This is a genomic window from Methylobacterium sp. 77, assembly GCF_000372825.1.
Taxonomy (GTDB): domain Bacteria; phylum Pseudomonadota; class Alphaproteobacteria; order Rhizobiales; family Beijerinckiaceae; genus Methylobacterium.
Genome location: NZ_KB910516.1, coordinates 2,767,581 through 2,786,058 on the forward strand (window position 1 = coordinate 2,767,581; position 18,478 = coordinate 2,786,058).

General features: G+C 65.6%; 17 protein-coding genes. 14 read left to right on the plus strand and 3 right to left on the minus strand.

Going from position 1 to position 18,478, the window contains the following annotated elements; genetic code table 11:
* Nucleotides 1-16 precede the first annotated feature (16 nt).
* Complete coding sequence (locus A3OK_RS0113055; protein WP_019905324.1) at nt 17-925, minus strand: LysR family transcriptional regulator; 909 nt, start codon at nt 923-925, stop codon at nt 17-19.
* Nucleotides 926-1,370: 445 nt separating this feature from the next.
* On the opposite strand from A3OK_RS0113055, the gene coxB reads away from it, so the two are divergent.
* The 14 genes from coxB to A3OK_RS0113125 all read left to right on the plus strand — a co-directional run bounded on the left by coxB (nt 1,371) and on the right by A3OK_RS0113125 (nt 16,576).
* The gene (coxB, locus tag A3OK_RS0113060) at nt 1,371-2,222 is read left to right on the plus strand and encodes a cytochrome c oxidase subunit II (protein WP_026597230.1); all 852 of its coding nucleotides are present in this window, start codon (nt 1,371-1,373) and stop codon (nt 2,220-2,222) included.
* 109 nt (nt 2,223-2,331) lie between these two features.
* Nucleotides 2,332-3,960 (plus strand): cytochrome c oxidase subunit I, encoded by a 1,629-nt coding sequence (ctaD, locus tag A3OK_RS0113065; RefSeq protein WP_019905326.1) that lies wholly within the window; start codon nt 2,332-2,334, stop codon nt 3,958-3,960.
* Between the two features lie 171 nt (nt 3,961-4,131).
* Complete coding sequence (locus A3OK_RS0113070) at nt 4,132-5,094, plus strand: heme o synthase (protein ID WP_019905327.1); 963 nt, start codon at nt 4,132-4,134, stop codon at nt 5,092-5,094.
* Entirely contained in the window at nt 5,091-5,264 is a 174-nt protein-coding gene (locus tag A3OK_RS24330) for a hypothetical protein (RefSeq protein WP_019905328.1), read from the plus strand. Before A3OK_RS0113070 ends, A3OK_RS24330 begins: the two co-directional genes overlap by 4 nt.
* A 53-nt stretch (nt 5,265-5,317) precedes the next feature.
* Nucleotides 5,318-5,935 (plus strand): cytochrome c oxidase assembly protein, encoded by a 618-nt coding sequence (locus A3OK_RS0113080; RefSeq protein ID WP_196805486.1) that lies wholly within the window; start codon nt 5,318-5,320, stop codon nt 5,933-5,935.
* A 163-nt stretch (nt 5,936-6,098) separates the two neighbouring features.
* Nucleotides 6,099-6,950: a cytochrome c oxidase subunit 3 gene (locus A3OK_RS0113085; RefSeq protein WP_019905330.1), complete on the plus strand. Its 852-nt coding sequence runs from the start codon at nt 6,099-6,101 to the stop codon at nt 6,948-6,950.
* A gap of 163 nt (nt 6,951-7,113) precedes the next feature.
* Complete coding sequence (locus A3OK_RS0113090) at nt 7,114-7,485, plus strand: DUF983 domain-containing protein (protein ID WP_196805487.1); 372 nt, start codon at nt 7,114-7,116, stop codon at nt 7,483-7,485.
* Nucleotides 7,485-8,261 carry an SURF1 family protein gene (locus A3OK_RS22735; protein ID WP_019905332.1) on the plus strand — a complete coding sequence of 259 codons (777 nt, stop codon included), beginning with the start codon at nt 7,485-7,487 and terminating at the stop codon, nt 8,259-8,261. Before A3OK_RS0113090 ends, A3OK_RS22735 begins: the two co-directional genes overlap by 1 nt.
* Nucleotides 8,262-8,373: 112 nt before the next feature.
* Complete coding sequence (locus A3OK_RS0113100) at nt 8,374-8,808, plus strand: DUF4864 domain-containing protein (RefSeq protein WP_019905333.1); 435 nt, start codon at nt 8,374-8,376, stop codon at nt 8,806-8,808.
* A gap of 307 nt (nt 8,809-9,115) precedes the next feature.
* Complete coding sequence (thrC, locus tag A3OK_RS0113105; RefSeq protein WP_019905334.1) at nt 9,116-10,528, plus strand: threonine synthase; 1,413 nt, start codon at nt 9,116-9,118, stop codon at nt 10,526-10,528.
* Between the two features lie 6 nt (nt 10,529-10,534).
* Entirely contained in the window at nt 10,535-11,830 is a 1,296-nt protein-coding gene (locus A3OK_RS0113110) for a pitrilysin family protein (protein WP_019905335.1), read from the plus strand.
* A 395-nt stretch (nt 11,831-12,225) separates the two neighbouring features.
* The gene (locus tag A3OK_RS0113115; protein ID WP_245259432.1) at nt 12,226-15,051 is read left to right on the plus strand and encodes an EAL domain-containing protein; all 2,826 of its coding nucleotides are present in this window, start codon (nt 12,226-12,228) and stop codon (nt 15,049-15,051) included.
* A 114-nt stretch (nt 15,052-15,165) separates the two neighbouring features.
* On the plus strand, nt 15,166-15,543 hold the full coding sequence (locus tag A3OK_RS0113120; RefSeq protein ID WP_019905337.1) for a hypothetical protein: 378 nt from the start codon (nt 15,166-15,168) through the stop codon (nt 15,541-15,543).
* Nucleotides 15,544-15,619: 76 nt separating this feature from the next.
* On the plus strand, nt 15,620-16,576 hold the full coding sequence (locus A3OK_RS0113125) for a hypothetical protein (RefSeq protein WP_019905338.1): 957 nt from the start codon (nt 15,620-15,622) through the stop codon (nt 16,574-16,576).
* Nucleotides 16,577-16,586: 10 nt separating this feature from the next.
* On the opposite strand, the gene A3OK_RS0113130 is transcribed toward A3OK_RS0113125, so the two are convergent.
* Together A3OK_RS0113130 and A3OK_RS0113135 are read right to left on the minus strand one after the other, a co-directional pair.
* Nucleotides 16,587-17,303, minus strand: coding sequence for an RlmE family RNA methyltransferase (locus tag A3OK_RS0113130; protein WP_026597232.1), 717 nt, complete (start codon nt 17,301-17,303; stop codon nt 16,587-16,589).
* Nucleotides 17,300-18,406, minus strand: a complete 1,107-nt coding sequence (locus A3OK_RS0113135; protein ID WP_026597233.1) for a Ppx/GppA phosphatase family protein — start codon at nt 18,404-18,406, stop codon at nt 17,300-17,302. Before A3OK_RS0113135 ends, A3OK_RS0113130 begins: the two co-directional genes overlap by 4 nt.
* Nucleotides 18,407-18,478: the final 72 nt, after the last annotated feature.

Sequence of the window (18,478 nt, forward strand, 5' to 3'; positions counted from 1 at the left end):
AGCGTGACGCCCAAGCTTAGAGTGAGGCGATGTCGTCGGCGACGGTAGGAGCGATGGCTTGCGCCTCGACGATCAGAGCTGCGCAAAGCGGCGTCATCGGATCCCTCTCGGGCACAACGAGGCCGATCATGTGGCTGACATCGGGTTCTCCGATGGGAACAGACCGGACGCGTTCGCTCAGGCGGAAGCTGTCGGCGAGGACCGCCGGCATCACGCTCGCCCATTTCGCCGTGCGGACATGGGTCAGAAGCACGATCATCGAGTTCGACTGCAGCAACGGCTCCGCGTCCCGACCCGCATTGTGAAGATGCCCATCGATGATGCGACGGTTCTGCATGTCGGGGGTCAGAAGGCAGAGCGGCAGATGCCCGACCTCCTCCCAACTCACCGAATCCCGCATGCCGTAGACACCGTCGATGGCGGTCAACAGACGATAGCGCTCACGATAGAGCGGCACGGCGATGACTTTCCCGAGCGGTTCGTTCTCGAGATAGGTGATGCCGGCATCGATCTCGTGGTCGGCGATCCAACGGCCGATCTCGCCCGAGGTCGCCGACTGGACGGAAAAGCGCACGTCGGGATGGCGAGCGCGGAACGGTGTGGTCAGAGAAGCGACGATCGGTGTCGCGGTGGGAACCGCGGCGATGCGCAGGGTGCCCGACAGCCCCCGGCGCAAATTCGCCACCTCTTCACGCATGGCGCGCGCATCACCGACGATCCGGCGTGCCCAGTCGAGCACTCGCTCGCCTTCCGGTGTGAACCCCTGGAAGCGGGATCCGCGCTCGACGAGCAGGACACCCAGCCTCTCTTCGAGCTGTTTCACTCCGGCCGAGAGCGTTTGTTGAGAGACGTTGCAGAATTGCGCCGCGCGGCCGAAATGCCGCTCGCGCGCAAGGGCGAGGATGAATTCGAGCCGCTCGATCACCGACGGGACCTTATCCTGTCCATCCCCAGATCATGTCCCTGAAGTCCGTCCCTCGCAGAGACCTCACGCGTCGAGGTCGTGCGACCGACGGCCCTCCATAGCGGAAAAGGCGATATACTGGCGAGCAATTCGACTCCGAAGCACGCGGCAAGACAAATTTAAGTTCGGCCGGAGGAAAATTCATTTTGAATTCCCTTTGGAACGCCGCTTCCCACCCAGCCGCACTCCGGGGATAGGCACGTCCATGCGACGCTGTTGCGGTTGCGCCATCGGCGTCCATGTGGTCTGACACCGGCAATGGCGGCCCGGATTTCAAGCCCGAGGTCCGCCTTTCCCGTTGAGCAACGACTTGTCCCGTCAAGCTTGGGACTTGCGCGCGACGCCAAAAGTCGCAAGACGCTTCGGGACGACGAAGAACGCTACTAAGGGGAGCCACGAGAGGCACATGCGGACCACGCAGGCGCAACATCGGTCATCATGGGGACTTGCTGCGGGCGCTCTTGCTGCGCTCGGCACCACCCTCGTATCCTCCGCTGCCCTGGCGGCTGGCATCGGCCAGCCCGAGCCGTGGCAGATGGACCGTCAGGTCGCCGTCACTGAGAACGCGCGGGACATCCACACGTTCGAGCAGGGGATGCACTGGCTCTCCTTCGGCATCTCGGCCTTCGTGCTGGGCCTGATCATCTACTGTGTCTTCAAGTTCAACGCGAAGGCGAACCCGGTCCCGTCCAAGACGACTCACAACACCATGATCGAGGTGGCCTGGACGATCGTCCCGGTCCTGATCCTGGTGGCGGTCGCCATTCCTTCGTTCCGCCTGCTGCGCACGCAGCTCTCCGATCCGAAGGCCGATGTCATCGTCAAGGTGATCGGCCATGCCTGGTACTGGTCCTACGAGTACCCCGCCGTGGAAAACGGCGGCGGCTTCACGTTCGACGCCAATATCGACGAAGACAAGCAGCCCAAGCTGCTCGGCACCGACAACGACATGGTCGTTCCCGTCAACAAGATCGTGAAGATCCAGGTGACCGCAGCCGACGTGCTGCATTCCTGGGCGATGCCGTCCTTCGGCTTCAAGATCGACGCGATCCCCGGCCGCCTCAACCAGTTCTGGTTCAAGGCCGAGCGTGAGGGCACCTATCACGGTCAGTGCTCGGAACTCTGTGGCGCACGCCATGCCTACATGCCCATCACCGTGCAGGTCGTGAGCGAAGAGGCCTATGCGGCCTGGCTCGTCGAGGGGAAGACCAAGTTCGCCCGCCTCGACGACGGTTCGAAATTCGCGCAAGCCAAGTAAGGGCTTTTGCCGACGCCGGCTGACGGCATCGGCCGGATCGGACCCTTCACCGGGTCCGGTCCATTCGCAAATCGAGAGATTTAGAGAAACCTGAACAGGGTCTGCATCGATGGCATCCGCCGCAGCACAATCAGGGCATCACGACGCCCACGCCTCTCATACGCCGTCCTTCTTCTCCCGTTGGTTCCTGTCGACCAACCATAAGGATATCGGCACCCTCTACCTGCTGTTCGCGTTCTGCGCGGGCATCATCGGCGCGTTCCTCTCCTTCGGCATCCGCATGGAGATGGAAGAGCCCGGCCTGCAGTACTTCTCGAATCCCGGCACCTACAACGTGTTCGTGACCGGCCACGGCCTCATCATGGTGTTCTTCATGGTGATGCCGGCCCTGATCGGCGGCTTCGGCAACTGGTTCGTGCCGCTCATGATCGGCGCGCCGGACATGGCGTTCCCGCGCATGAACAACATCTCGTTCTGGCTCACCGTCGCCGGCTTCGCGAGCCTCGTCTGCTCGCTGTTCGTCGAAGGCGCACCGGGGACGACCGGCGCCGGAACCGGCTGGACCGTCTATCCGCCGCTTTCCACCGTCGGCCATCCCGGCCCGTCCGTCGACTTCGCGATCTTCGCCCTCCACCTGTCCGGAGCCGGCTCGATCCTCGGCGCGATCAACTTCATCACCACGATCCTGAACATGCGCGCGCCGGGCATGACCCTGCACAAGATGCCGCTGTTCGCATGGGCCGAGCTGGTGACCGCGTTCCTGCTGCTGCTGTCGCTCCCGGTTCTCGCCGGCGCGATCACGATGCTTCTCACCGACCGCAACTTCGGCACGACCTTCTTCGATCCGGCCGGCGGTGGCGATCCGGTGCTCTACCAGCACCTGTTCTGGTTCTTCGGTCACCCCGAAGTCTACATCATGATCCTGCCGGCCTTCGGCATCGTCTCGCACATCATCTCGACCTTCTCGCGCAAGCCGGTCTTCGGCTACCTCGCCATGGCCTACGCCATGGTCGCCATCGGCGTCGTCGGCTTCGTCGTGTGGGCTCACCACATGTACACCGTCGGCCTGTCGCTCCAGACGCAATCCTATTTCGTCTTCGCGACCATGGTCATCGCGGTGCCCACCGGTGTGAAGATCTTCTCCTGGATCGCGACGATGTGGGGCGGCTCGATCCGCTTCACCGCCGCCATGCACTGGGCTGTCGGCTTCATCTTCCTGTTCACGGTCGGCGGCGTCACCGGCGTCGTGCTCGCGAACTCGGCGGTCGATAAGTACCTGCACGACACCTATTACGTCGTGGCGCACTTCCACTACGTCCTGTCGCTCGGCGCCGTGTTCATCATCTTCGCCGGCGTCTACTACTGGTTCCCGAAAATGACCGGCTACGTCATTCCGGAATGGGCCGGCAAGCTGCACTTCTGGCTGGCCTTCATCGGCGCGAACGTCCTGTTCTTCCCGATGCACTTCCTGGGTCTGGCCGGCATGCCGCGTCGCTACGCCGACTATCCGGAGGCCTTCGCCGGCTGGCACAAGGTCTCCACCTGGGGCGGGCACATCTTCGCTCTCGGCATGGTGGTGTTCTTCATCGGCGTCGTCATCGCCTTCCGTTCGAAGGTCCGCGCTGCCGACAATCCCTGGGGCGAAGGTGCGACCACTCTCGAATGGACGCTTTCCTCCCCGCCTCCCTTCCACCAGTTCGAGACGCTTCCCACCATCGTCGACGAGCACGGCCACTGAATTGCGGTTGTTCTAGATTGTTCTAGAACGACCCTACGGATTGCGAGGACCGCGAGAGCGGTCCTCGCTCTTTACCGGATGCCCCTCGAGCGGAGGGACATCCCGCAAAGGGCGGCGCCAGAAACGGCGTGATCCGGACCCTGTCCAGACCGACAACAGCATCGGGTACCCATGACGAGCCTGTCGAACAGCGTCTCCGCTGGCGCCGAGCCTCAAGATTTCGCGCCCGCACCGATGATGGTGGGCGGCGAAGTCTCGGATTTCTTCGCGCTCCTGAAGCCGCGCGTGATGGTGCTCGTGATCTTCACCGCCCTCGTCGGCATGGTGGTCTCGCACGTTCACATCCAGCCCGTCGTCGGCGTGATCTCGCTCCTGATGATCGCCGTGGGCGCCGGCGCCTCGGGTTGCCTCAACATGTGGTGGGACGCCGATATCGATGCGGTCATGACCCGCACCGCGACCCGCCCGATTCCCGGCGGCCGCATCCAGCCCGGCGAAGCCCTCGCCTTCGGCATCGTGCTGTCGGTTGGATCGGTCCTGGTTCTCGGCCTTGCCTCGAATTGGCTCGCCGCCTCGCTGCTGGCCTTCACGATCGTCTTCTACGCGGTCGTCTATTCCATGTGGCTGAAGCGGGCGACGCCTCAGAACATCGTCATCGGCGGCGCAGCGGGCGCCCTCCCCCCGATGATCGGTCAGGCCGCCGTCTCCGGTTCGGTCGGCATCGAATCGATCGTCCTGTTTCTCATCATCTTCATCTGGACGCCGCCGCATTTCTGGGCCCTCGCCCTGATCAAGGCCGGCGAGTACGCCAAGGCCGGCATCCCAATGATGCCGAACGTCGCCGGGCCGCAATCCACTCGCCGCCAGATCATCTATTACTCAATCGTCCTCTTCCCGGTGGGTCTCGCTCCCGTGTTCCTCGGTTTCGGCGGCTGGCTCTACGGTGTCACCGCCCTCATCGGCGGTCTCGGGATGCTGGCCTTCAGCGTTCACGTCTTCCGCAACCGCGAGGGCGAGGCCGAGCGAAAGGCCGCCCTCGGCATGTTCGGCTTCTCGATCCTCTACCTGTTCCTCTTGTTCTCGGCCGTGCTCGCCGAACAGGGTCTCGGATTGTTCCGCCCGGTGCTCGCATGACCTCGATGCCGGAGAAATCCACGCCGCCCCGGCGGCTGACGCCGGAAGAGCTGCAACGTCAGCGCAAGCGCTCCATCGCCATCGCCGCCGTGCTCTTCGCCCTCGTGACGATCTTCTACGTCCTGACGATCGCGAAGCTCGGACCGCAAATCCTCAACCGCCCCCTGTGACGCCGCCGAACCGGATGGTTCGCGCCGACAAGTCGGAAGTCATCATGAGCGACATGCCCCCCAAGACGACCGGGAGGTCGAGCAGCCAGACGAACCGCAAGGCCTCGGTGACCGCCCTCGCTTGCGCGGGTCTGGCGCTCGGCATGATCGGTCTCGCCTTCGCGTCGGTGCCGCTCTACGACATGTTCTGCAAGGCGACCGGCTATGACGGTACGCCACGGATCGGGCTCGCACCGACCGAGGTCGCCACGGACGACAGCATGGTCGTCCATTTCGACACCAACGTCTCCTCGACGCTGCCCTGGCGCTTCATCGCGGAGACGCCGAAGATCGAGGCGCGCCTCGGCGAGACCAAGACGGTGTTCTTCCGCGTGAAGAACACCGGCACGACGCCGTCCACGGGGATCGCGACCTACAACGTCCAGCCTGGCCTGATGGGTAGCTTCTTCGTGAAGATCCAGTGCTTCTGCTTCAACGAGCAGACGCTCCAGCCGGGCGAGACGATGGATTTCCCGGTGGTCTTCTACATCGATCCTGCGGTGCGGGCGGATTCGAATACGGCGCATCTGCAAGAGATGACCCTTTCCTATACCTATTTCGCCTCGAAGAACGGCCAGCCTACGGCCGCGCTCGCGACGGCGGACGGTCGGGGAGCGAAATCGAATTTTTGAGGCCGTCAAATATTTTGGCGCGACGCATTTTCGATGCGCCAGAATTTTACGGTCTCAAGCGTGACAACACGGCGCCGTCCCGATTAAGGGTTCCGGTGTAGCCGAACATTCAGAAGGTCATAGCCGCTCGCGGTACATGGCCCGGGTGAGGAGAAGAGTTCAGATGGCCGAGGCGCACGCCAAGAATCACGATTTCCACATCTTGAGCCCGAGCCCTTGGCCGCTGTTGGGTGCCTTCTCCGGCTTCCTCATGGCTTTCGGCGCCGTGTTCTGGATGAAGAGCCTGCAGATCGGCACGCTCACCCCCGGCCCCTACATCTTCGGCGCCGGCACGATCGGCGTGCTCTACGTCATGTTCTCCTGGTGGCGTGACGTCGTCCACGAGGCGAATGCCGGCGACCATACCCGCGTCGTCCAGCTTCACCACCGCTACGGCATGATCATGTTCATCGCCTCCGAGGTGATGTTCTTCGCCGCGTGGTTCTGGGCCTATTTCGAGGCGGCCCTCTACACCGCCGACCCGATCCAGACCACGCGCCTGGATTTCACTGGCGGTACCTGGCCGCCGAAGGGCATCGAGGCGTTCGATCCCTGGCACCTGCCGCTGCTCAACACCCTGATCCTGCTGACCTCCGGCACGACGATCACCTGGGCTCACCACGCCCTGCTGCACGACGACCGCAAGGGCCTGAAATACGGTCTGTGGCTCACGATCATTCTCGGCGTGCTGTTCACCGCCTGCCAGGCCTACGAGTACAGCCACGCGCATTTCGGCTTCTCGGGCAGCATCTATTCGGCGACCTTCTTCATGGCGACGGGCTTCCACGGTGCCCACGTCATCATCGGCACGATCTTCCTCGCGATCTGCCTCTACCGCGTCTATCTCGGCCAGTTCACGGTCAAGCAGCATCTCGGCTTCGAGTTCGCCGCCTGGTATTGGCACTTCGTCGACGTGGTGTGGCTGTTCCTCTTCGCGTCAATCTACGTCTGGGGCGCCGGCTCGGCGGCTCACTGACGCATCCGTCCCTTCGGGACGATGCGCGGCGGGATGCGATTCCGGCGAGAAGCGACACAGCTATGAGAAACAGGGCGGCGCAAGCCGCCCTTTTTCGTGCCATGGCTCGCTCGGTTTCCCATATCCGGCGACAGGCGGACATGTCGGTCGCCGAGGAGCATGCATCGTGAACCAACCACGGCCGCTACCACCGCCCATCCCGACCGGATTGCGCTGCCGCTGTCCTCGCTGCGGCGAAGGCGCGATGTTCGATGGTTTCCTGACCTTCCGACCGTCCTGCGAGGTCTGTGGCCTCGACTATTCGACCTTCAATGCCGGCGACGGTCCGGCCTTCTTCGTCATGTCCATCGTCGGCATCGTGGTCGTCGGGCTGGCGCTCTGGCTCGAAATCACCTTCGAGCCGCCGATCTGGGTCCACGCCGTCATCGCCATCACCCTGTCGGTCGGGCTCAGCCTGCTGCTCGTGCGCCCGTTGAAGGGGCTGCTGGCAGCCCTCCAATTCGCCAATAAGGCCGAGGAGGGGCGCTTCCGCTGATGTCGACGGATGTTCGCCCTGGCGCCGTGCGGTCTCTGGCCGCCCCGGCCATCGTCTCGCTGATCTGCCTCGCCATCCTGCTGAGCCTCGGAATCTGGCAGTTGCAGCGCAAGGGCGAGAAGGAAGCCCTGATCGGCCGCATCGTTGCCCGCTCACGGATCGATCCGCCCGCTCCACTCCCCGCCCGGGGCGATTGGGATGCGGCACGCGACGAGTTCGAGCGGGTGCGGGTGACGGGCACGCTCCTTAACGACCAGGAAACGCTGGTCCATGGGCTCGCGGCGGGCGCCGTGCCCGGCAACGCACTGCAGGGCTATTATGTCCTGACTCCTCTGAAGCGGGACGATGACGGCAGCCTCGTCCTGATCAACCGCGGCTTCGTTCCGACCGAGCTGAAGGATGCAACCCGCCGGTCGTCGGGCCAGATCACGGGATCGACCACGATCACAGGCATGCTGCGCGGTCCCGAGGTGCGGACCATGTTCGTGCCGCCGCCGGAGCCGGCCAAGGGCGAGTGGTTCCATCGCGACATCGACGGGATCGCTGCGGCGAAGGGCCTGACCGTCATGCCTTATCTCGTCGAGGCGGATGCCACGGCCAATCCGGGCGGCTGGCCGAAGGGAGGGCAACTTCGCATCGACCTGCCCAACAACCACCTGCAATACGCCTTCACCTGGTTCGGCATCGCGGCCTGCCTCATCGGCGTGTTCGGTGTGTTCGCCTGGAAACGCATCTCGGAAGACAATGACGCGACGGTGAAGGATCCGTCGACCTGAGGCTGGCCGATATCTTGCTGGACCTGTCCGGCGGAGGAGATACTCCGCTCTTGTCGACCGGAAGCGTCGCACTATCCTGCTTCTGGTCGTCCCCGATTGCGGAGTGTGGTCCATGCGCGCCGTCTTCTCCCTGCTGATCGCCCTCACCTGTCTTGCCTTCGCGGAAACTCCGTTTCCCGCCCATGCCGCCGACGAAGCCGCGAAGTCGGAAGCCAGGGCGACGGTGGAGCGCCAGATCGAAGCCTTCCGGAAGGACGATGCGGCCACCGCCTATGCCCAGGCCGCGCCCGCGATCCAGGGCATGTTCGCCTCGCCCGACACCTTCATCGAGATGGTTCGGAAAGGGTACGCCGCCGTCTACCGGGCCCGCAGCTTCAGCATCGACCGGGTCGAGGAGGACGGCGAGAACGAGCTCGCCTTAGGCGTGAAGCTGCAAGACGAGAACGGCGTCGACTGGATGGCGCTCTACAGTCTCCAGAAACAGACCGACGGGGCCTGGCGGATCAGCGGCTGCCGTCTCGTCAAGGCACCGGGAAGCGCCGCATGACGCCGCTCTGGCTGCCATTCTCGCTCCGTTCTTTCGCAGGGGCCGCTGTCGTCGGCTGAGTCGTCCGCCTTGTGACGAAATGCCGTGCACGGCTCAACGGCGCGGCGGGCTCGCATTCTCCTCGGGCGGGTCCGATGCGGGCGCAGGCTGGCAGGGAGGCGCATCATATACCTCCGGTGATTCCCGCTCAGCCGGAGGCGGGTCGTCCGGCGATCGATGAAGGTCGCCGCGTGTTTTCGCGGGACGCCATCTGTTTTCGACAGCGTCACCCACATCGTGTAGACGGGGCGCCTTCCCGGAGGCCTCTTTGCTACACGTCTCGACCCGCGGCGCCGCGGCGCCCCTCAGCTTTTCCGATGCTCTCCTCGCCGGCCTTGCCCGCGACGGCGGTCTTTACCTGCCCGAGAGCTGGCCCCAGATCTCCCGCGAGGCGATCGCCGGTCTGGCCGGACAGCGCTACGCGGATGCGGCCAAGCTCGTTCTGCGGCCGCTGATCGATGGCGAGATCGCGGATGACGATCTCGACCGGATGATCGAGGAATCCTACGCCACCTTCCGCCACCCGGCTGTGTGCCCGCTGGTACAGCTCGACGACAACCTGTTCCTGCTGGAACTCTTCCACGGTCCGACGCTGGCGTTCAAGGACGTGGCGATGCAGCTCCTCGGGCGTCTGATGGACCACGTGCTCAGGGCGCGCGGCTCACGCGCCACCATCGTCGGCGCCACCTCCGGCGACACCGGCAGCGCCGCCGTCGAGGCGTTCCGTGGCCTCGATCAGGTCGACATCTTCATCCTCTTCCCGCATGGCCGCGTCTCCGAGGTGCAGCGCCGCCAGATGACGTCGGTGGGTGCGGACAACGTCCATGCCATCGCCATCGACGGCAATTTCGACGATTGCCAGAACATCGTCAAAGCCCTGTTCCAGCACGCGGATTTTGCCGACGAGATGCGGCTGTCCGGCGTCAATTCGATCAACTGGGCGCGGGTGGCGGCGCAGGCGGTCTATTACTTCACCAGCGCCGTGGCGTTGGGCGCACCGCACCGGCCGGTCTCCTTCGCGGTGCCGACCGGCAATTTCGGCGACATCCTCGCCGGGTGGGTGGCCAAGCGCATGGGCCTGCCCATCGACCGCCTGATGATCGGCACCAACGCAAACGACATCCTGGCCCGTACATTGGAACACGGGTCTTACGAGGTCCGCGGCGTCCTTCCGACCACGTCGCCGTCCATGGACATCCAGATCTCGTCGAATTTCGAGCGCCTGCTGTTCGAGGCCTTGGGCCGCGACGCGTCGAGCCTCTCGCGCCTCATGGCCGGGCTCAAGCAATCCGGTGGCTTCACCCTCGACGAGGCCGTGTTGAAGACCGTCCGCGATGAGTTCGACGCGGCCTCCGTACCCGAAGAGGCCGTCGTGGCCGAGATCGCGCGGGTCTACCGGGATATCGGCATGGTCATCGATCCGCACACCGCCATCGGCGTGCATGCGGGCCGGCGCCTTCTGGAGAAGGACGGCCGCACTCCCGTGGTGGCCCTCTCGACCGCCCACCCCGCCAAGTTTCCGGATGCGGTCTCGCAGGCGACGGGCGGCCTGCGCCCCGCCCTGCCGCCGCACCTCGCTGACCTGCTGGATCGAAAGGAGCGCTTCACGCGCGTCGCCAACGATCAGTCTGCGGTGGAGGCCTTCATTCGCGGACATTCACGCATCACGGCGGGGAATTGAGACAGCATGAACCAGCATTTCGCGACTCATGGCGCCTCCCCCGGCCTGAAGGTCTCTCGCCTGCCCAACGGCATCACCGTCACGACGGAGACGATGCCGGGCGTGGCGACGGCCACCCTGGGCGTCTGGGTCGGCGCCGGCTCCCGTCATGAGCGCCCCGAAGAGGGCGGGCTCAGCCACCTCATCGAGCATATGGCGTTCAAGGGCACCGAGACCCGCTCGGCCCGGCGCATCGCCGAGGACATCGAGAATGTCGGCGGCGACATCAACGCCGCCACCAGCGCGGAGGGCACGAGCTACACGGCCCGCGTGCTCGGCGAGGATGCGGGCGTCGCCCTCGACGTCATCGGCGACATCCTCACGCGCTCCGTCTTCGATGCGGGCGAACTCGCGCGCGAGAAGGGCGTGATCCTGCAGGAATACGCCGCCATCGAGGATACGCCCGACGACGTGGTCTACGAGGCCTTCACCGCGGCCGCGTTTCCGGACCAGCCGATCGGCCGTCCGATCATCGGCACGCCGCAGACCATCGCGAGTTTCGATCGCGCTGCGATCGAGGCCTATCTCGCCCGCGAATACACTCCGGACCGGATCGTCGTCGCCGCCGCCGGTGCGATCTCCCACGAGGCCATCGTCGAGGCGGCCCAGAATCATTTCGGCGGCATGCCGGCGACGGTCGCCGCGGAGATGGTGCCCGGCACCTATGTCGGCGGCGAGAAGCGGATCCAGAAGAAGCTCGAACAGGCCAACCTCGTCCTCGGCCTTCCCGGTCTCTCCTTCCGTGATGACGGCTACTACGCGCTTCACATGTTCGCGCAGGTGCTCGGCGGCGGCCTCACCTCACGGCTTTGGCACGAGGTGCGCGAGACGCGCGGCCTCGCCTACGAGATCCAGGCGTTCCACTGGTCCTTCGTCGATTGCGGCCTGTTCGGCATCGGCGCCGGGACCTCCGGCTCGGATCTCGCCGAACTCGTCGACGTGACGCTCGCGGCCACCGCCAAGGCGGCGCGCGACGCGGATTCCATCGAAGTCGACCGCGCCAAGGCACAGGTGAAGGTCGCCCTGCTCTCGGCCCTGGAGACACCCGGCGGCCGGATCGAGCGCAATGCCCGCCAGATGCTGGCCTGGGGCCGTGTGATTCCGCCGCAGGAGGTCATCGCCAAGATCGATGCCGTCACGGTGGATGAGGTGAGAGCAGCGGGATTGCGCCTGCTCTCGGGCGCTCCGACGCTCGCCGCCATCGGCCCGATCAAGAAGCTTCCGTCGCTGGAGAAGATGAAGGCTGCGCTTCAGGCGAGCTGAGCGCAGATCGGGTTCCGGCGGCGAGGTTTCCGAACCAGGGCAACGGACCGTCGGCATTGGTGCGCCGATTTGACCGCGCAAGCAGCGTCTCGGCTGCTTTGTGAACCGATCGGCCGCTGTTGACGGTGCGGTTCCGCCGCTTAGCGGGTCGCCCGGCTTGTTTTGGCCGCAAAAGCACGCGATCGAAAACCTCTCGGCGCTACGCCAAGAAGCAGTGGGTGCCTCACGTCCAGGCAGACCGCGAGCCTTGCCCGTGGATACCCCCGCCGGTACGACTGGGCCGCAAGCTGAGCCGTATTCATCATAAGAGCCCGCCCGGCCGGAACACTCGCCCGTTGCGCAGATCCCTTCTCGTCCTTTCCGCCTTCGTCTCGCTTCTGATCGGCATCCTCGGAATGGGAGCGCCGGCCTGGGCCGTCGAAGCCGTGCGCGTGACGCTGGACGCGCCCGCCATCGATCTGACGCCGATGATCGAGCGCTACCGCTCGGACGGGGACCTGATCCAGATCTCCACCGCTCCGGGCAAGGATGGCATCGTCCGCCGCATCGTAGTGAAGGCGCGCGACAGCGGAGCGCGGCCGGACTGGATGGTGTTCGCGCTCACCAACGACACCGACGAACAGATCGACCGGGTTCTGGTAGCTCCGCATTTCCGTCTCGTCGGCTCCGGCGTGATCTGGCCCGACCTCGGTGGCTCGCGCATCGCGGCGATCACGGCCAGCCAGGGCATCCGGCCCGAGCGTGACGAGAACCCCGAGGCCGACCAGTTCGTCATCACCCTCGATCCCGGTGCCACCGTCACGTTCGTGGCCGAGCTGCACGGACCCAACGTGCCGCAGGTCTACCTTTGGGACCAGGAAGCCTACCGTAAGAAGTCGACCGGCCTGACGCTCTACAAGGGCATCATCATCGGCATTGCCGGCCTGCTCGCCCTGTTCCTCACCATCATCTTCGTGGTGAAGGGCGCGATCATCTTTCCCGCCGCAGCCGCCCTGGCCTGGGCTGTGCTCGCCTATGCCTGCATCGATTTCGGCTTCCTGCAGCGGGTCTTCCCCGTCACGGAGGTCGCGGAACGGGTCTATCGCGCCTCCGCCGAGGCGGTACTCGGGGCGACGCTCCTCGTCTTCCTGTTCGCCTATCTCAACCTGAGCCGCTGGCACGTGCGCTACGGCCATGTGGCGTTCTTCTGGCTCGCGTTCCTGGCAGGCCTCGTCGGCCTCGCGGTGTTCGATCCGCCGGTGGCGGCCGGCGTCGCCCGCATCTCGATCGCCGCCGTCGCCGGCGTCGGCCTGCTGCTGATCGTCTATCTCGCCATCCATAACGGCTACGACCGCGCGATCCTGCTGGTGCCGACCTGGTTCCTCCTCCTCGTCTGGGTCGTGGCCGCAGGCTTCGCCATCACCGGCCAGATCGGCAGCGACCTGGTGCAGCCGGCCCTCATCGGCGGTCTCGTCCTCATCGTCATGCTGATCGGCTTCACGGTGATGCAGCACGCCTTCACTGGCGGCGGGATGACCCATTCCCTCGTTTCGGATACCGAGCGCCGTGCCCTCGCCCTCACCGGCGCCGGTGACGTGGTGTTCGACTGGGACGTGCCGGGAGACCGGGTCTTCGCCGGCCAGGAGATCGAAGGCCAGCTCGGGTTGAAGCGCGGTGCCCTCGAAGGTCCCGCCTCGAATTGGCTCGGCCTCGTCCACCCCTTCGACGTCGATCGCTATTCGGCGGCCCTCGACACGGTCATCGAGGAGCGTCGCGGGCGCATCGTCCACGATTTCCGCCTGCGCTCCACCGACGGCTTGTATGTCTGGTACCGCCTGAAGGCCCGGCCGGTGATCGGGCCGGACGGTGAAGTGATCCGGATCGTCGGCACAATCTCGGATGTCACCGAATTGAAGACGGCCGAGGAGCGCCTGCTCTACGACGCGATCCATGACAGCCTCACCGGGCTGCCCAACCGCGAATTGTTCTACGACCGCCTCGACGCCGCCCTCGCTTTCGCGAGCCAGGATGCGCGACTGAAGCCGACGACGATCCTCCTCGACATCGACCGGTTCAAGGCGATCAACGACGCCATCGGTCTATCGGCCGGCGATTCGATCCTGCTGACCCTGTCGCGTCGCCTCGGCCGGCTACTACGCCCTCAGGACACCCTGGCCCGCATCGCCGGCGACGAATTCGCCCTGATCCTGCTCTCCGAGCGCGAACCCGACCGCATCATCGCCTTCACGGACATGATCCGCCGGGCCATCGCCACGCCGATCACCTATGCCGACCGCGAGATCTTCCTCACCGTCTCCGTGGGTATCGTCCTGCATGAGACCGGCGCCGCGCTGAAGCGCGAGGACGTGTTCAAGAACGCCGAGATCGCGATGATCCAGGCCAAGCGCAACGGCGGCGACCGCACGGAAGTGTTCCGCGCCAACATGCGCAACGAACGCAGCGATCGCCTGATGCTCGAGGCGGATCTGCGCCGTGCCCTCGACCGCAACGAGATGAAGGTGCTGTTTCAGCCCGTCGTCCGCCTGGAAGACCGCACGGTGGCGGGGTTCGAAACGATCCTGCGGTGGGACCACCCGAAACTCGGCCGCATCCCGCCATCGACCTTCATGCCGATCGCCGAAGACAGCGGCTTCATCGTCAACCTCGGTATCTTCGCCCTGGAGCGGACCGCCCTCGAACTCGCCGCCTGGCAACGCTCCCTCGATGTCGACCCGCCGATCTTCGCCTGCGTGAACGTGTCGTCACGGCAGATCCTCCGCCACGACCTGCTTCATGACGTGAAGACGATCCTGGCACGCTCAGGGGTGCTTCCAGGTTCGCTGAAGCTGGAGCTCGGCGAAAGCCTCGTGATGGAGAACCCGGAATACGCAGCCCAGATGCTGAGCCGCATCCACGACCTCGGGGCGGGCCTGTCGCTGGACGATTTCGGCACGGGATACTCGGCCCTGTCCTATCTCCAGCGCTTTCCGTTCGACACGATCAAGATCGATCCGACGTTCGTGAGGCAGATGGCGACGGGAAAGACGGTGATGCTGCGCTCCATCGTGAAGATGGCCCAGGAACTCGGACTGTCGATCATCGCCGACGGCGCCGAGAACGAATCCGATGCGCAGGCCTTGGCGGAGTTCGGCTGCGAGTACGCGCAGGGCACCGCCTTCGGTGACCCGATGTCGATGCTGCAGGCTCGGCAACTCGTCGGCGCAGCACCGGAAGCCGCCTGAGAGAGAATCCTCGGCGGTTGAATTAAGTCTCCTTTAACCATGATCGCCCATCGTGATGGTCGAGATGGATCGAATGGCGCGGCACAGTATGCCGTTCGACAGGAGGCGGGCGTGATGGCCGAAGCGGCATTGCGATTGGGCGACGATTTCGGACTCGGCGAAGGTTTCGACACGGCTATCGTGCGACGCCTGATAGCGCGACCGGTCCGGATCGACACCGCCCCCAACCGGGCCGATCCCGCACCGGTCGCGCGGTCGATCGATCCGCAGGCGGATGTGATCGAAGACACCGCCCCGTCCATGGATGTGGCCCGTCTGCGCTCCGAGATCATGGTGATGAAGGCCGTGTTGCGGGCGGAGCGGGAAGAGACCGCGACTATTCGCGCCAGCGTCGAGCGTCTCGCGGGGCCTGCGCCCCTGTCTCCGGAAGCCTGCGCGGTGCGCGACCGCTGGGCCGCTCTCGTCGACCAGCTGCTCGACGGACCCCGTTGAGGTCTCTGCCATCGGTCGGTGCGCTCTATCGGGTGCCGGCTTCCTTTCGACTTCTCTCTTCTCTCGAGGCTCGACCATGAGCGCGCGCTGCTCGCTTGTCGTCAACGGCAAGGCCGTGCGGGTCTCGACCGGCGATACGCCGCTCGAAGCCGCCCTCGCCGACGGCGTGATCGCACCCACCCACGGCATGCACGGGTCCTATCTGCTCGGCCAAGGCCCAGGACCCGCGCCGCGTCGCGCCCAGGCGCGTGTGCACCGTGCGGAAGCGGTCAAGCTGTCCCTTCCACGCCCCTCCAAGACAGCGGATACAGCTGTTTTCGCCGAGGTGAGACCGGCGGTCCAAGTGCGCCGGGTCGGCACGGTCACGCAGATCGCGCCGCTCGGTGCTCATGTCGTCGAAGTGATCGTGACGGTCACCCGCTGTCTCGATATCGAGCCCGGCCACCAGGTCACCGCCACGTTCGAGGGATTTGAACCGATCGACGTGAGCCCGACCCTGCGGCTCGACGGCACGACGGAACTCAACGAACTCGTCTTCCACCTGCGCATCGGACAATCCTGCGATCCGGTCGGACACGCGCTGGGTGAGGAAATCCTCCTCGGCCATCCGGTCAAGATCAAGGGTCCGGTCGGTCGCGGTTACTATCGCCCGGGCGGCGGACGCATGCTGCTCGTCGGGCGCGAGACCGGCTTCGCGCCGATCTGGGCGATCGCGCGGGCGGCGCGCTACATCGAGCCTACTCGCGAGATCGTGGTGGTGACCGGCGCGAGTGACCCCCTCGACCTCTACATGCGCCCGTCATTGGATTGGCTCCGATCCACGGGCGTCTCACGGATCACGCTCGTCGCCGATAGGACGAGACAGCGCCCGCCGGACGTCCGGCCGGGTCCGCTCACCGCGCATCTCACCGGGCTGAAGACGACCGATGTCGTGCATGTCGCTGGTGACGCCTCCACCGTGGGCGCCGTCGAGGTGCTGGCCGCCGCCGCCGGCGCGCGGTGCTACCCGATCCTGATCCCACAGGGCCTATAGCGAGGACGCGTCAGGCGTCGTCCTCGGTCGTGCCGTCGGTGGCACTGCCGCGAAAACCGGTCGCCAGGACGTAGAGTTCGCTGGAATCGGCTCGGCTCGCCGACGGCTTCACGTGACGCACCGTTGAGAAGTCCCGCTTCAGATCGGCCAGCAGAGTCCCCTCCGTCCCCCCCTGGAAGACCTTGGCGAGATAGGTCCCGCCCGGCGCCAGCACCTCGCGGGCGAACTCCGCCGCGGTCTCGGCGAGGCCGATGATGCGCAGATGGTCCGTCTGCTTGTGCCCGGTCGTATTGGCCGCCATGTCGGACATGACGATATCGGCCTGACCACCGAGAAGGTCGATCAGCCGCTTCGGCGCATCGGGATCGAGGAAGTCGAGGGTGATGAACTCGACGCCGACCATCGGCTCGATCTCGAGCAAATCGATGCCAACGATGCGGCCGCTCGGGCCGACGATCTTGGCCGCGACCTGGGACCAGCCGCCCGGCGCGGCGCCGAGATCGATGATCTTCTGGTTGGGCTTCAGGATCGTGAAGCGCTCGTCGATCTCGAGAAGCTTGAAAGCCGCGCGCGAGCGATAGCCCTCGCGCTTGGCTCGCGCCACGTAGGGATCGTTGAGCTGCCGTTCGAGCCAGCGCTTCTGCGAGGCGGTACGACCGCGCCCCGTCTTGACCCGCTGCTTGAGATCGCCTCGCAACCCGCCGCCCGCACCACGTCTGTCGGTCAACGGTAGCCTCCGCGGCGCCAAACGCCGTCTTCGCGCATCATGTTCATCAAAAGCCCTTCGCGCAGGCCGCGGTCGGCGATGCGGAGCCGCTCGGAAGGGAACGCCCGGCGGATCGCCTCCAGGATGGCGCAACCCGCGAGTACGAGATCGGCCCGGTCCCGGCCGATGCAGGGATTGTCGGCGCGCTGGTCGAGGCGCGTGTCGAGCAGGTCGTCGATGGCGTCGCTCACTTCGCCGTCGCTCATCCAGAGACCGTCGACGCGGCGGCGCTCGTAGCGCGCCAGCCGCAGGTGCATGGCGGCGAGGGTCGTCACGGTTCCCGACGTGCCGAGGAGATGAAAATGCCGGGCGTTGGCCGCGGGCGCGGCCCGAATGGCGAACCGCGCCAGCAAATCCGCCACCTCCTCGACCATGCCCTCGAACATCAGGCGCGTGACGTCTGCCGCGCCGTGCCGCTCGGCCAACGTGACGACGCCGACGGGAAGGGAATCCCAGGCGCGTATCCGCAGGGTCGGGTCGGCCGACGGGTTGGTCGCGGCACCGTCGAGCCAGGCGATCTCGGTGGAACCGCCGCCGATATCGAAAATGACGACCGATTCCGCGTAAGGGTCGGCCAGGGCCGCGCAGCCTGTGACCGCGAGATAGGCCTCGGTCTGCCGGTCGACGATCTCAAGATCGAGCCCGACCTCGTCCCGCACCCGCGCCACGAAATCGGCTCCGTTGACGGCGAGCCGGCACGCTTCGGTGGCGATGATCTTGGCGCGGGCGACACCACGCCCCTCCATCTTGGCACGGCAGACGCACAAAGCCTCCAGCGTGCGCTCGACCGCGGCCTCGCTGAGGCGGTCAGACGTGCCCAACCCCTCACCCAGGCGGACGATACGAGAGAAGGCATCGACCACGCGAAAACCGTGGGATGCCGGTTCGGCGATCAGGAGGCGGCAATTGTTGGTGCCGAGATCGAGAGCCGCGTAGGTGTTCCGGCGCCCGGGGCGATGGCCCACGACCGGCGGTCGACCCGCGTCCGGCAAAGCGGGGGCGCTCGGGGGCGTCGGGCCAGCCAAGGGGCGGGCCGGCGTCATGGCGGCGCTCTCTTCCCTCATCGGCCTTGCCGGCATCCTCGATCGTGGCCCGACCGGATAGGTCGGCCATCATTCGATAAGAAGCCTACAGGG